10 protein-coding genes and 1 pseudogene are annotated in these 13,606 nt (G+C 69.1%); 3 read left to right on the plus strand and 8 right to left on the minus strand.

The genetic code is table 11. From position 1 onward, the window contains the following. The first annotated feature begins 317 nt into the window (after nt 1-317). Nucleotides 318-839, plus strand: coding sequence for a hypothetical protein (locus tag NE857_RS32365; RefSeq protein WP_184366654.1), 522 nt, complete (start codon nt 318-320; stop codon nt 837-839). A 405-nt stretch (nt 840-1,244) separates the two neighbouring features. Here the strand turns inward: NE857_RS32365 and NE857_RS32370 are convergent, their stop codons facing one another. Both NE857_RS32370 and NE857_RS32375 read right to left on the minus strand, forming a co-directional pair. Continuing rightward, nucleotides 1,245-2,054, minus strand: a complete 810-nt coding sequence (locus NE857_RS32370; protein WP_184371353.1) for a transposase family protein — start codon at nt 2,052-2,054, stop codon at nt 1,245-1,247. Nucleotides 2,055-2,187: 133 nt separating this feature from the next. Further along, nucleotides 2,188-2,442: a hypothetical protein gene (locus NE857_RS32375; RefSeq protein ID WP_254419023.1), complete on the minus strand. Its 255-nt coding sequence runs from the start codon at nt 2,440-2,442 to the stop codon at nt 2,188-2,190. A 293-nt stretch (nt 2,443-2,735) separates the two neighbouring features. Here NE857_RS32375 and NE857_RS32380 point away from each other — a divergent pair, with 293 nt between their 5' ends. Beyond that, a complete protein-coding gene (locus NE857_RS32380; protein WP_246420453.1) occupies nt 2,736-4,682 on the plus strand; it encodes a recombinase family protein in 1,947 nt (648 codons plus the stop codon). A 133-nt stretch (nt 4,683-4,815) separates the two neighbouring features. On the opposite strand, the pseudogene NE857_RS32385 reads toward NE857_RS32380, so the two are convergent. After that, a pseudogene (locus NE857_RS32385) lies at nt 4,816-5,613 on the minus strand (glycoside hydrolase N-terminal domain-containing protein); the annotation flags it as partial. Here NE857_RS32385 and NE857_RS32390 point away from each other — a divergent pair. Then, the gene (locus NE857_RS32390; RefSeq protein WP_254419024.1) at nt 5,584-7,635 is read left to right on the plus strand and encodes a beta-galactosidase; all 2,052 of its coding nucleotides are present in this window, start codon (nt 5,584-5,586) and stop codon (nt 7,633-7,635) included. The pseudogene NE857_RS32385 and the gene NE857_RS32390 overlap by 30 nt on opposite strands. On the opposite strand, the gene NE857_RS32395 is transcribed toward NE857_RS32390, so the two are convergent. The 5 genes from NE857_RS32395 to meaB all read right to left on the minus strand — a co-directional run bounded on the left by NE857_RS32395 (nt 7,625) and on the right by meaB (nt 13,558). After that, the gene (locus NE857_RS32395; RefSeq protein WP_184366662.1) at nt 7,625-9,592 is read right to left on the minus strand and encodes a glycoside hydrolase family 31 protein; all 1,968 of its coding nucleotides are present in this window, start codon (nt 9,590-9,592) and stop codon (nt 7,625-7,627) included. The genes NE857_RS32390 and NE857_RS32395 overlap by 11 nt on opposite strands. A gap of 125 nt (nt 9,593-9,717) precedes the next feature. After that, nucleotides 9,718-10,701, minus strand: a complete 984-nt coding sequence (locus NE857_RS32400; RefSeq protein WP_184372493.1) for a LacI family DNA-binding transcriptional regulator — start codon at nt 10,699-10,701, stop codon at nt 9,718-9,720. A 226-nt stretch (nt 10,702-10,927) separates the two neighbouring features. Beyond that, nucleotides 10,928-11,734 (minus strand): hypothetical protein, encoded by an 807-nt coding sequence (locus NE857_RS32405; RefSeq protein ID WP_184366663.1) that lies wholly within the window; start codon nt 11,732-11,734, stop codon nt 10,928-10,930. A 78-nt stretch (nt 11,735-11,812) separates the two neighbouring features. Then, nucleotides 11,813-12,184, minus strand: a complete 372-nt coding sequence (locus NE857_RS32410; protein ID WP_026116664.1) for an STAS domain-containing protein — start codon at nt 12,182-12,184, stop codon at nt 11,813-11,815. A 309-nt stretch (nt 12,185-12,493) separates the two neighbouring features. Then, nucleotides 12,494-13,558: a methylmalonyl Co-A mutase-associated GTPase MeaB gene (meaB, locus tag NE857_RS32415; protein ID WP_184366664.1), complete on the minus strand. Its 1,065-nt coding sequence runs from the start codon at nt 13,556-13,558 to the stop codon at nt 12,494-12,496. Between the last annotated feature and the right edge of the window lie 48 nt (nt 13,559-13,606).

Here is a 13,606-nt window from a genome sequence, read left to right on the forward strand (position 1 = left end):
GATCGGCCATCGCAGCTTCTCCGGAATGGAGGACTCCCCTGCCATTCTGCGCCGCCCTGACCCTTTTCAGACACCTTCTAGGACTCGCGAAAAGTTGGGCCTCGCCATGTTGATGAAGGCCGATTCTGTGCATCGATCTGCCTGTGTACTTGGTGCCAGCGCTTTTGCCGTGACCGAATTTGGACTTTCGACCCTGGCTTGGTGGTGAGATCTTCCTTGCCTTGTGGGGTTGGAGGGTGCCTTGGGTCTTGGAGTGGGCGCAGTCCGGTATTAACATCGTCACTCCACGTGAGGTTCTAGTGGGGTTGTAGGTGGACATGAAGACGCACGTCGTGGGTGGTGCGGGGGTTCTGTTCGCTTGTTTGGTAGCGGCCTGTTCTGCCTCTGGCGGTGGGGATCCGCCGGAACCTGAGACCCCGACACCTTCCCCGACTTTTGCCTCAGAAGAGCCTGAAGCTGCCGCGCTTGAGGCTTATGAGGCCATGTGGGGCGTGGTGATCGAAGCCTCTCATGAAGGTGACGCGGACCCTCCGGAGCTGAAGCTGTACTCCTCAGGTGAGGCTTTGGCCCTGATGCTAAGCACCTTGGAGGGTGCGGCCGAAGACCAGGCCGTGGTCACCGGGGAGCCGGTGCTTTCGCCTCAAGTGGTCGATGCCTCGGATGATGAAGTGACCCTTCTCGACTGTATGGACAGTTCCGACTGGATCGAGTCCGATGAAGGCGGCGAGCAGGAGGCTTCGCCTTCCGGAGGATTGAGAAAAGTGGATGCCCAAGTCGCCCATGATGGGCTCGTCTGGAAAGTAGTCGACCTGCGCATATGGGAGATCGGATCATGCTGAGGCGATCCGCTCCCGTTCTTGCTTTTCTCCTGTTCATTGCCGCTTCTGCTCCTGCCTGGGCAGATGACTTCATCGGCCGCGCAGAATGCGGAAGTGCTGGTGGTCCGGGCTGCGATGTGTCCGCCGAGTCCGGTGTAGGCGGCGGTTCTGGAGGTGGCGGCGGATCGAATGGTGAGTCGGGTACCGGTGGCGGTACCTCGGCCGGCGGTGAGGCATCGGCTGAACCCGCCTGTGGCCTTGATGGGCTCGTGGCCTGGTGCAGTGCCACCGTGGGCGGCGGTCCCGTCGGTGGAGAGGCCGTACCCCAGGTCGACTACGAGGCCCTCGCCTACGAGGCGCGGGCGTCCCTGAGTTTGGGTACCCCTGGAATCTCGATGTCCCCCAGTGAGGTTTTCTCAGCGAAGATCATTTCCACTGCCTGTTGAGGACAAGAGCCGCACGGGCGATGTCTCCGATCCGGCTCGGGCTAAGCGTGACGTACTTCAGCGTCCGCCAGCGCTCCTTGAGTTCGGCGGCGGTGCGCTCACCGAGCGCACGCACGTGCCGCAACAGCGCGTTATACATCCGTGTGTCCACGTGCAGAGCCCCTTCGCCCTGGCCCGTAGGGCGCTTGATGGGGGTGTGCACGCCGATACCGGCGCCTTGGTAGCCCTTGTCAGCCAGGGTGGGCAGGCCCTCGGCCGCTGCCTTGTACAGGGCGGGCAGGGCGTGGAGGCGGGCGGCGGTGATGTCGGGGGTGGATCCGGGCTCGACTGCGGAGACCCACAGCGGGGTGCCGTCCGGTGCGGATAGGAACTGGATGTTGCCGCCGAAGGCCTTGTGTTTTTGGCTGAACCACAGGTCGTTGCCGTTCTCGCGGACGCCCGCGAGGCGGTCGGAGGCGATCAGCGTGCCGTCCAAGACTACGCGCGCTATCCCTTCGTTGTGGCAATTGGCCAAGACTTCGTGCAGGTCGGGGGCCTGGCCGGCGAGGACGTCGATGCCTTCGTGTAGGTAGCGGTAGCTGGTGGCCTGGGAGATTCCGGCGTCACGGGCCAGGCAGTGCACACAGCCGCGCTCACGGAACCAGCGCAGCACCAGCACCGCTTGGCGGAACGGCCCGAGTGCCCGTGAGCCCTTCGGAGTGGCGATGCTTCGGCGGTGGGCGGCCAGGTGTCGGGCGAGGAACTCGACGATGTGGCGTGGGACGTCGAGGGTGGCAGAATAGGTGACCAACGTGAAGCCTCTGGTGGTTACGGACATGATCTTGTGGTGAGACCTGTCCTACCAGGGGCTTTACGTCTGCTCGCATCCAGGTGCCACTCGTCCGGCCCGGCGGGGATCCGAAAATCACCCTGCTCCGCAGAGATCATTTCGCTGAGAAAACCTCAGTGCCGCCCTGGTCGAGTGGATGATGGGCCTCCCCGCCGGGTGGGTCACCGACCCCGACCTCGGATTGCCGCGCACCGCCCAGCTCCACATCCTCGGTAACGGCGTGGTGCCGCAGCAGGCGGCCGTTGCCATGCGGCACCTCATTGCCGAGACCAATGCCGATTTCGGAGGAAGTGGATGAAATCGCTTCTGGTGCGGCAACGGACAGATGCTTCTCCTCATCAATCGGCATGCCGGAAATATTCCCCCTTTGCCGCGGCAACGAAGAAGGTTGCCGGTGGTACCGATGGGAGGTGGGGCTGTGTCGGCTGATTCGAGCGGATTCGATGATCAGACCGAAACGCCGACTGGCAAGGAAAGCGGAGTCGCGAATGGTGTGGGCGAAGGCAACGTGAAATATCCTGAAGCGGACCAACCCTTCAGCGCCTCACGGGGTCCCGGCTTGTCCGTGACCTTTGAGTTCTCACCCCTCGAAGACAGCGGGCTGCTGAGGGAGCAGGCATTGTCCATCAAGGAAGTCTTGGAATGGGTACTGCACAACAGGGGGCGGTCCCCCCGATCCCCCCGGAAGTCTTCACCAGCACCACCAGACGATTCCGCGCGGGGCTGAAGGGAGGTGCGCTCAGGGTGGCTTTCGCCGGTCGCACCTCCACCGATGACAAGCAGGACGCCACCCTGTCGATCCCTCGCCAGCTGGCCAACTCCCGCGCCAGCCTGCCCCCGCGCGGCATGATCGTCGCCCACTTCTACGACGTCGAGTCGGGCCGCATGGACCTGAAGGACCGGGGCCGTGGCAAGGCACACGAGGCAATGTCCATCCCGGTCCCCCGAGACGGGGGAATTCAAGACCTGCTCGAAGAAGCGGCCCGAGAAGATCGACGATTCGATGCGGTGATCTGTGAATCCATAGAGCGCCTTGCCCGGCGCTCCTACATCAGCAGCCAGATCGAACACCGCTTGGAACAACTCGGCGTCCTCCTGCTCGCTTCAGATGAGCCCATCATGGAGAACGGGAAGAAGGCCACCCAGATCCTGACGCGCAGAGTCAAGCAGGGGGTGGCCGAGTGGTATGTCCTCGAACTCCTGGAGAAGTCCTGGGGCGGGTTCGAAACCCACACAGAACAGGGCTTCAATGTCGGCTCGCCCCCGTATGGCTACATGCCTCTAAAAGTTCCTCATCCGGTTCCCGCCAAACGCGCCGAAGGGGCCACCAAGCACCGGCTCACCCCCGACCCGCTCCGAGGACCGACCGTCACCTGGATCTTCGAGCTCCGGGTGCACAGGAGGCTGGGGTATGAGGCCATCGCCGATGTGCTCAACCTCCAACCGGATCGCTTTCCTCCCCCGAGGCCTGTGGATCCCCGTCGTGCGGTGGGGAAGTGGACGGGCGGCTCGGTCCGCGGTGTGCTCACCAATCCGAAGTACTGCGGCTTCATGGTCTGGAACCGCCGGGGGACCAAGGCCGGTGGCCGTCTCAAGCCGCCGGAGGAGTGGGTGTGGTCCAGCCAGCCGACCCATGAGCCCCTGGTGTCCGTCGACACCTTTATTGCGGCGCAGAAGATCGCGGGCCATCGTGTCCGGTCCCGGCAGAGGAGCGGCATCAACCAAGCTCACCCCCAAGCGGCGCGCTCCTACCGACTTCGCTCCTATGTTCGATGTGCTCTATGCGGGCGTCGCATGTTCGGCAAGACTCGGAGGGAAGTCGGATACTTCGCTTGTCAACCCCCGAAGGGAAAGTGTGAAGCATCCCACCCCAAGAGTGTGTGGGTGCGCGAGGCCTACCTCATGGAAGCGGTTCTGGGCTTCTTCACAGACCGCGTGTTCAGTCCCGCACGCAGCCGAGCCCTGTTCGCGGCGATACCGGACGCGGATACCGCCGCCCTCCGCGAGCACGAACAGGCCGTCTCGTCTCTGGAGCGTCGGCAAGAGGAACTGAACGAGCGCCGGGACAGGCTTCTCGGGCAGTTGGAGTTCGTGGACGACCCGGCATCACGGTTGGCAGGGGACATCAGAGAACGGGCAGAGCGTCTCTACACTGAGAAGGAGGAGATCGACCGACAACTCAGGGAACTCCGCGAGCGACCCCCGGTCCGAGTGGCCCCCGAGATGTTGGACGCGATCCCCGTCCAAGCAGTGGAGTTGGACAAGGTGCCGGAAGAGGTACTGAGACGGCTGTTCGAAGCCTTCCGCCTGGAACTGACCTATGACAAGTGGGCCAACCACGTGCACATCAGGGTCACCCTCGCGGCGGAGAGCCTGGACGAGTCGGTCCGAGCGGCCCAACGGGTCGCCGACCCCGGAGAAGGATCAGAAATGAAGAGATGGGAACCCTCGAAGAGTGTTCCCATCTGCGAAGTGCCCCCTGGAGGGTGGGCGGGAGGTCACCGGTGGCGGAGACGACGGCGTACCGACCGGCGTCCACCAGGCGGGCGACACGCTCGGGACCGGAGCCGCCGCCCAAGCGCATCCTGAACCGGTCCATGAGTCCGGTGTGCACGGGCCGGTGCCGTTCCCACAGCGCACCCGTGCCCGCTTCGGGGAGGGGCCCGGGCGCGGGCGGCCGTTCGGCACCCGGCTCCGCCACCCGTGTCCGGAACAGCAGGGCGAGCCGCCGGACCCCGCGAAGGCGGAGCCGGTCCCCGTCGACGCGGACCGTCCCGCCTTCCGGGGTGACCCCGCAGGCCACCGAGTATCCGGCCGTCGCGCCCTCCGGACGGCCCGGAAAGGCCACGGTGAGCGACAATCGGCCGGGCCCGGTACCCGTCCGGACCAGCAGCGGCACGGGCGGGCTCCCGGGAAGCACCCCCAGGGAGAGCGTCCCCTCCAGCCCTGACGACCGGATGAGTTCGCAGACCACGGCGTCGTCGGCGCGGGAGACGAACACCCGATGGGAGGTGCCGTCCGGCAGCTCCTCGGTAACCACCCCCGTGTTCAGGTCACAGGACCTCGTGACCGGACCTGCCACCGGGCGGGAAGGGGTGAAGGCGACCCGTGCGGCCCCGACCAGGGGGTCGATCCAGTGGGTGCCCTCATACCCCTCTCCCTCCGCCAGCGCGGTGATCCGCTCGGCCGCGTCCCGGGCCCGCCCTCCGCTCAGGAGCGCCCGCAGTTCGGGCAGGATCGGGGCCGTGCGCGGTGCGGGCAGCGGATCCCGGGCCGGCAGGAAGAGGCGTTCGTGGGAGAGGGTGAGCCGGATCTGCTCCGGATCCGAGTGCACGAGCACCCCTTGGCGCCCGTTTCCGCTGATCAGCGCGTCCTCCCAGTCCTGGACGGGATGACGGGTGCGGACGGTTCGGTTCGGGGGGCTGTCGCCTGCTGGTTTCAAGGGGCATCCTTGGCGAGTCGTGTCGGTGGATTCGAGGGAGCGTGTGCCATGTCCGTCCTGTGGTTCGGCGGAGACCACAACCCCGAGCAGTGGCCCGAGGACGTGCGCGTCCAGGACACCGAGCTGATGCGCCGGGCCGGGGTGAACCTGGTGACGGTCGGGGTCTTCTCCTGGGCGCTGCTGGAGCCCCGCGAGGGGGAGTTCGACTTCGGTTGGCTGGACCGCGAACTGGACCGGCTCGACGAGGCCGGAGTGGGTGTCTGCCTGGCCACTCCGACAGCGTCCCCGCCGCCGTGGTTCGGGGCGGCCCACCCCGACGCCGTGCCGGTCACCGACCAAGGCGTACGCCTCACCCACGGCAGCCGGGACACCTACGACGTGACCGCGCCCGCCTACCGGGCGGCCTGTGAGCGGATCGTCCGCGCCCTCGCCGAGAGGTACTCCGCGCATCCGGCGCTGCGGCTGTGGCACGTGCACAACGAGTACGGCACCTGGTCGCACTCCGCCCACGCCGACCGTGCGTTCCGGCAGTGGCTCCGCAGGCGGCACGGGGACCTGGCGGCCCTGAACGAGGCCTGGACGACCGCGTTCTGGAGCCAGCACTACTCCGACTGGGAACACGTCCAGACCCCGCGCGCGACCCAGTACCTGGCCAACCCGGCCCACGTCCTGGACTTCCGGCGGTTCCTGTCCGACGCGATGCTCGACCACTACCTGGCGCAGCGCTCGGTGCTCAAGGCGGCGAGCCCGGCCGTGCCGGTCACCACCAACTGGGCCTTCGGCGACTGGGTCCCCGTCGACCCGTGGAAGTGGGCCGAACACGTGGATCTGGTGGCCGTGGACGACTACCCGTCCGCACCGGGTGCCGGGGCAGCGGCCCAGACCGCCTTCGCCGCCGACCTCGCCCGTTCCTACGCCGCGCGCGTGCCCGGCGGCGGCCGCCCCTGGCTGCTGGCGGAGCAGGCCGCGGGGGTCGTGTACACACCCGGGCGGACCGTCGCCAAGGCACCCGGGGAAATCATGCGGCACAGCCTGTCCCACGTGGCGCGGGGCTCCCGGGGCGCCATGTTCTTCCAGTGGCGGGCCTCCCGGGGCGGGTCCGAGCAGTGGTACTCGGGGATGGTGCCGCACGCCGGGCCCGACTCGCGGGTCTTCCGAGAGGTGTGCGAACTCGGCGCCGCGCTGCCTCGGATCCGCGGGGTCGCCGACGCCCCGGTCCGGGCCGACGCGGCGATCACCTGGGACCCGGAGTCCTGGTGGGCGATGGGGGCCGCCTCCCTGCCCGACTCGGGCCTCGACTACCTGGAAGCGGTACGGCAGGTCCACCGGGTGCTGTGGCGGGCGGGCCGCACCGCGGACTTCGTCCGCCCCGACCGGCCGCTGCCCCGGGTGCCGCTGCTGGTCGTGCCCTCGCTCTACCTGATGTCCGACCAGGCGAGCGAGCACCTGACGGAATACGTGGAGGGTGGCGGCACCCTCGTGGTGACCCCGTTCAGCGGCATCGCCGACCCCCGGGGCACCGTGCGGACCGGCGGCTACCCGGGTGCGCTGCGCGAGCTGCTCGGCGTCCGGGTGGAGGAGCTGCGCCCCGCCCCGGACACGGAGCAGTTCGACACCGGCCTCGGCCCGGTCCGCGGCTGGACCGAGGCGGTCCGGCTGACCGGGGCGGAGGCGGTGGCCGTCCACCGGTCCGGTCCCTTCTCGGGGGAACCCGTCCTGACCCGCAACCGCCGGGGCTCGGGGACCGCCTGGTACCTGTCCGTCCGGTTGGACGACGCGGCGCTGGGCGCCCTGCTCGCCGGGGTCGGGCCGCAGGGCTCCGGGCCGCAGGCCACCGCCGGTGACCTGCGGCCCGCGCCCGGTCCCGCGGGGGGACCGGACGCGGGGGAGCCAGGCGCGGGGGTCGAGGTGGTGCGGCGCACCGAAGGCAACCTCGTCTGGGTCTTCGTGCTCAACCACACCGAAACCCCCTACCGGGCCGACCCCGCCTCGCTGGGGCTCGCCCCCGGCGCCGTGGACCTGTTGACGGACACGGCGGCCGAGGGCATGACCGTTCGCGGCGGCGGGGTCGCGGTCCTGCACGGTCGGCTCAGCCCGTGATCGGGAGGTCGGCCCCCTCCCGCAGCAGCACGGGGACCCGGTCCAGCGGGGCGTCGATCGTGACCACCGTGCCGCCCGGGTGGACGCTCCCCGTCCACGGGTCGGTCCAGGACTCGCCCGCCGGAAGGTAGACGTCCCTGGTCCGCGCCCCGTATTCGGTCACCGGGGCGACCAGCACGTCCGGGCCGAACAGGAACTGGTCGCCCTCCTGCCAGGCCCTCGGGTCCTCGGGGAAGTCGACGAACACCGGGCGCATCGGCGGTAGCCCCCTTTCGTGGGCGAGGCGCATCTGCTCCATCACGTAGGGGCGGAGCCTCTCGCGCAGGAAGAGCAGCCCGCTCACGAGTTCGTAGACCTCCTCCCCGTAGGACCACACCTCGTTGGGGCCGCCGGACATCTCCGGGTAGAGGTCGTGCGAGAACGGCTCCCGGTACCCGTGCAGACGGAACAGCGGGCAGAAGACCCCGTACTGGAACCAGCGGACCAGCAGTTCCCGGTACTCGGGCGACTCCTGGTCGCCGCCGTGGAAGCCGCCGATGTCCGTCGTCCACCAGGGGATGCCGGACATGGCGACGTTGAGTCCGGCTCGGACCTGGGTCCGCAGGGAGTCGAAGGTGGGGGCGATGTCGCCCGACCACAGGGCCGCGCCGTGGCGCTGGCTGCCCGCCCAGGCCGAGCGGCACAGGGTGATCACCTGTTCCTCGCCCACCGCCGTCATGCCCTCGTGGAAGGCGCGCGCGTGTTCGAGCGGGTAGATGTTGCCCACCTCGGTACCGGGGCCCGCGTGGTAGCGCAGGTTCTCCGGATGGCCGGGCTTCAGCTCGGGTTCGCAGGCGTCGAGCCACCAGACCCGGATCCCCAGGGAGTGGTAGTTGCGGCGGATCCGCTCCCACAGGTACTCCCGGGCGGCGGGGTTGGTGGGGTCGTAGAACGACACCTGCACCTGGGAGTCCACCCCCTTGTCGGCCCAGTCGGCGTGCACGGGCGGACCCTGTTCGGTGGCCACGAGATAGCCGCCGGCCAGCATTTCGGCGTGGTTCTCGCTCAGCGGGCTCACCGAGGGCCACACGGAGACCATCAGTTCCACCCCCATCTCGCGGAGCTCGTCCACCATGGCCTCGGGGTCGGGCCACTCCTGCGGGTCGAACTTCCAGTCGCCCAGGTGGGTCCAGTGGAAGAAGTCGCTGACGATCACCGACAGCGGAAGCCCGCGACGCCGGTACTCGCGGGCCACCGCCATGAGCTCGTCCTGGGTGCGGTAGCGAAGCTTGGACTGCCAGAAGCCGGAAGCGAACTCCGGCAGCATCGGCGGATGCCCGGTGGCCTCCGCGTAACGGGCCATGATGTCGGCGGGGCCCTCACCCGTGGTGACCCAGTAGTCGATCTGCCGGGAGCTGTCGCTCACCCAGCGTGTCCCGTTGTCGGCCAGTTCGACCCTGCCCGTGGCGGGGCTGTTCCAGAGCATGCCGTAGCCGCGCGAGGAGACCAGGAAGGGGATGGTGACCTCGGCGTTGCGCTGGACGAGGTCGATGACCGCGCCCTTCTGGTCGAAGAGTCCGTGGGTGTGCTGGCCCAGGCCGTGGATCCGCTCGCCCTCGTAGGCTCTGAAGCGCTGTTCGATCCGGTAGTAGCCGTTGCCGGTGGAGGTGTAGACGCGGGGACCGGGCCACCAGAAGTGGGCGCGCTCCTCGGCCAGCAGCTCCTCGCCTGCCCGGGTGAAGCGGAGCATGCCGTCCGCGCTCACCTCCAGGGTGAGGGAGCCGCTGACCAGGACGGCGGTGTCGCCGAGGCTGACCCGGGCCGACCCCGGGGGGCGTTCGCCCAGCGCCCCGGGCAGGTCCTCGCGGAGGTTGGACAGGGCGGCGCGAACACGGATGCCGTCGGTCCCCCAGGCCTGGGCGCGCAGTACCTGGTGGCTGCCGCGCCACTCGAATCCGTCCTCGATCTCGTTGAACACGTGGATCCTTCCTGTACGGGGTTACAGAGGTGTCGAAGCGCTTCGACAATGAACCTGGTGCGGGCTGGGAAGGTGCGGATGACGGGGGTGGGTGGCAGGGGGGCGGGGCGGAGCCGCCGGGCCTCTCAGGCCCGGCGCGCGGTACTGCCCCGGTCGGTGAGCCCGGGCTCCAGCAGGGTGGTCCCCGGTTCTCCGAGGCCGTCGATCTTGTCCATGAGCAGGCCGACGGCTCGGCCGCCGAGCTCCTCGGCCGGCAGGTCCACGGAGGTCAGTTTCGGCAGCCCGGCCGGGGCCGGGCCGATGACGACGGTCGACAGGTCCGGCGCGGTGCGGCCGTGTTCGGTGAAGGCCTCCAGCAGCGGACCCACGGAGGGTTCGTTGTGCACGATGAGCCCGGTGAGACCGGGCCGATCGCGCAGCAGGGCACCGGCGACCTCGTCGGCGGTGTCGGGCGAGCAGGGGTGCGGGGTGGCGCGGACGCCCCGGCGGGCGGCTGCCGACTCGAACCCGGTGAGGGTCCGCTCGGCGAAGCCGGTGCGCCGCTGGTAGACCGACGGCGGCTGGCCGACGAAGGCGATGTCGGTGTGGCCCCGGTCGGCCAGGTGGTCCACGCACAGCGCGCCCGCGGCGGCGAAATCGAGGTCTATACAGGTCAGGCCAGCGGTGTCCTCGGGAACCCCGATGAGCACGGAAGGCAGGTCGAGGGAGCGCAGGACCGGCACTCGCGCGTCGTCGGCCTCCACGTCCATCACGATGACGCCGTCCACCATGGCGCTGCCCGCGACCCTGCGCAGGCCGTCGGGGCCCTCGCCCTGGGTGAGCAGGAGGACGTCGTGGTCATGGGTGCGGGCGGCGGTGACGACGGAGACCGCGAAGCGCATGGCGACGGGGACGTGGACGTCGTCGCGCAGGGGGACGACCAGGGCGATGACGTTGGTCCGGCGGCTGGCGAGGGAACGCGCTCCGGCGTGGGGCTGGTACCCGAGGGCTTCGATGCTCTCCCGGACCCGGCGCGTGGTCGACTCCGAGATCGACCGCTTCCCGCTCAGAACGTAGGAGACCGTGCTCGGTGAGACCCCGGCGTGCCGGGCCACATCGGAGATCCGCACCGCACTGCCCCGTCCGTCGTCGAATCGATTCGATGGAATGTTACGCACCCGCCTACCCGGGCGCAATGCCCCGTCGGCGGGATACCCGGGTGAACTGCTCTGCCGAGCGTACCGCCCCCGGCGGAGGGCGTCCCGGGACCGTGATCCGCCCGCACGGGGACCCCGTGTACTGGGACGGACGTCCCCTTCGAGCGTGCCCCGCGGCGGACGGCCGCGAGCACGGCGCTCAGGGTCTCTCGGGGCCCTTCGCTCTGCCTTCCTCGCCTCTGGCGGTGAAGGCCGCCGCGAAGGCGCGGGTCCGGCGTCGGCGCCGGGCCTCCAGGGGGAGGCCCACAGCCACACCCACCAGCATCAACACCCCCGCCACCAGTCCGAAGACAGCCGTCCAGTGCCAGCCGCCGTGCACCCCGTACTGGGCCCCGGCGTTGACCAGGTTCGACAGAGCGACGAGGGTGAAGAGAGCCCCGAACATCCACAGCGGCATCTCGTGTCTGCGGGCCTGGGAGGCCAGGACTCTGGCGATCCGGTCCACCTCGGGCCTGCCGGAGGGCTCGCCCGCGCGGAGTGCTCTCCTGGCGGCGCGCACGTCGGCGGGATCGGTCTCGGCGGGGATCACGCGCCCGCCCACCGAACGGTTCAGGAAGGCGAGGAGAGTGACCGCGAAGAGCGGCGCTCCCAGGGCGGCACCGAGGAACGCGAGGGCGACCAGCAGGTACGGGGGCTGGTCGTCGAAGGAGAAGAAGAAGCCGAGGACGAGCGCCAGAAGGAAGAGCAGGCCGAAGGCCGCCCCCGCCACGCGGGCCGCGTGACGGGGATCGTTCTGGAAGCGGATCTGGATGCGGATCAGGGCATCGGCGAGGCGGTGGGAGGGCCCGGGGGTGGAACTCTGTGTGTTGATGCCCCCGATTATTACCGAAACGGGCGTTCCGTATCCGGTTGTCCACAGGAAGATCTGCGGTGTGGACCCCTTCGGACGGCCCGCCCCGGCGGGCCGCGCCCCGGGCAGAGTTCGGACCGCGCCTGGGACGGGCACGGGGTCAGGGACGTCCGTGGCTGTCGTGGTCCCGGGAGAGGGCTCGCCGGACCCGGGAGGGGACGCTTCGGATGGCGGTCAGCCAGCCTGGCGTTTTGCCTCCAGAGCCTCCATCGCCGCGACGGCGGTGGCGACGGTCTGGTGGACCGGAACCTGACGGTGCAGACCGACCATACGGACGATCTTGGTAACGCGCTCGTTCAGGTGCGCCAGTGACAGCGAACCATTCCGTTCACGGATGGTCCGATAGGCGCTGATGATGACGTTCAACCCGCTGGAGTCCATGAACTCCAGGGCGGACAGGTCCAGGATCAGCCACGGACCGTGGTCGTCGATCGCGGCCCTGATGTGTTCCTGGAGGTCGGCGGCGGTCGCGATGTCGAGTTCTCCCTCGATCGCGACGATGACGCTGCGGCTCTCGAACCGCGTGCTCAGCCCAAGCCTGTGCACGTTCACTCCTCCCGGCCCCACGTTCAGATGGTGAGGGGTCCCTCGCTTAACCATACGCAGCCCGACCGGGAACGACTACCGGGCCCGGTTCCACTCCCACAGAGCCGGTCCGGTGAGGGGCGACACTTGCGCGCCCGAGCGGTCTGGTAAGTCGTTGGACACACACGGTATAAGCGAACCGCCCCCACGGGAATGCCATCAGGCAAGAAATTTTCGCCTCATGGGCGAGAACCCCCTCTGGCCAGGTCGGAATCACCCGTTTACCGTAGGTTATTTCACGACATGAACCCCGGTGCGGTCCGTTGTGCCTCAGGTGTCCGCACCGTCGTCTTCCGCCCGGTCACGTGGTGTCCGCCCGTTCTGAACTCCATCACTCTGGGTGAAGGACTCCAACAGGGTACGCGCCGCCAGAGTGGCCGTGGTCTCACCCGAACGCACCTGCGACTCCATCCTCGGAATGAGTCCGGCCACACCGCGGTCCCGCAGGAACGTGTCCATGAGCTGGTCACGGACCTGGTCCCACATCCAGCTCACCCCCTGGGAACTGCGCCGCCCGGCGAGGGCGCCGTCGCCTTCCAGCACCCGGCGGTGCTCGAGCACGGTCTCCCACACCTCGTCCAGCCCGTCACCGGTCAGGCCGCTGCACGTCAGTACCGGAGGCCGCCACTCGGGGTGCACCGGCTGGAGCAGCCGCAGGGCGCGCGAAAGCTCCCGGGCGGCTTTACGGGCGTCGTCGGCGTGCGGACCGTCGGCCTTGTTCACCGCGACCACGTCCACCAACTCCAGTACACCCTTCTTGATGCCCTGGAGCTGGTCGCCGGTGCGGGCCAGCGTGAGGAACAGGAAGCAGTCGACCATCGCGGCGACGGTGACCTCGGACTGGCCGACCCCCACCGTCTCCACCAGGACCACGTCGAACCCGGCCGCCTCCATGAGCAGCATGGTCTCCCGGGTCGCCCGGGCCACCCCGCCCAGGGTGCCCGCCGTGGGCGAGGGCCGGATGAACGCGTTCGGGTCCACCGCGAGGTCGGCCATCCGCGTCTTGTCGCCGAGGATGCTGCCGCCGGTGCGGGTCGAGGACGGGTCCACCGCGAGCACGGCGACCCGGTGCCCCCGGGAGGTCAGACGGGTGCCGAGCGCGTCGATGAAGGTGGACTTGCCCACGCCGGGCACCCCGGTGATCCCGACCCGCTGCGCCTTTCCGGTGTGCGGGAGCAGGCGCACCAGGAGTTCCTGGGCGGCCCGCGCATGGTCCGGGCGGCGCGACTCCACCAGGGTGATCGCCCTGGCCAGGGTCGGCCGGTGGCCGGACAGGACCCCTTCGGTCAGGGCGTCCACGTCCACCGGACGCCTCCCGCGCACCGCCACGGTCACTCCCCTTCCAGGCCGGAACCGGCTGCCGGTTCCGACCGCACCTGCTGG

The sequence above is a fragment of the Nocardiopsis exhalans genome, assembly GCF_024134545.1.
Classification (GTDB): domain Bacteria; phylum Actinomycetota; class Actinomycetes; order Streptosporangiales; family Streptosporangiaceae; genus Nocardiopsis; species Nocardiopsis exhalans.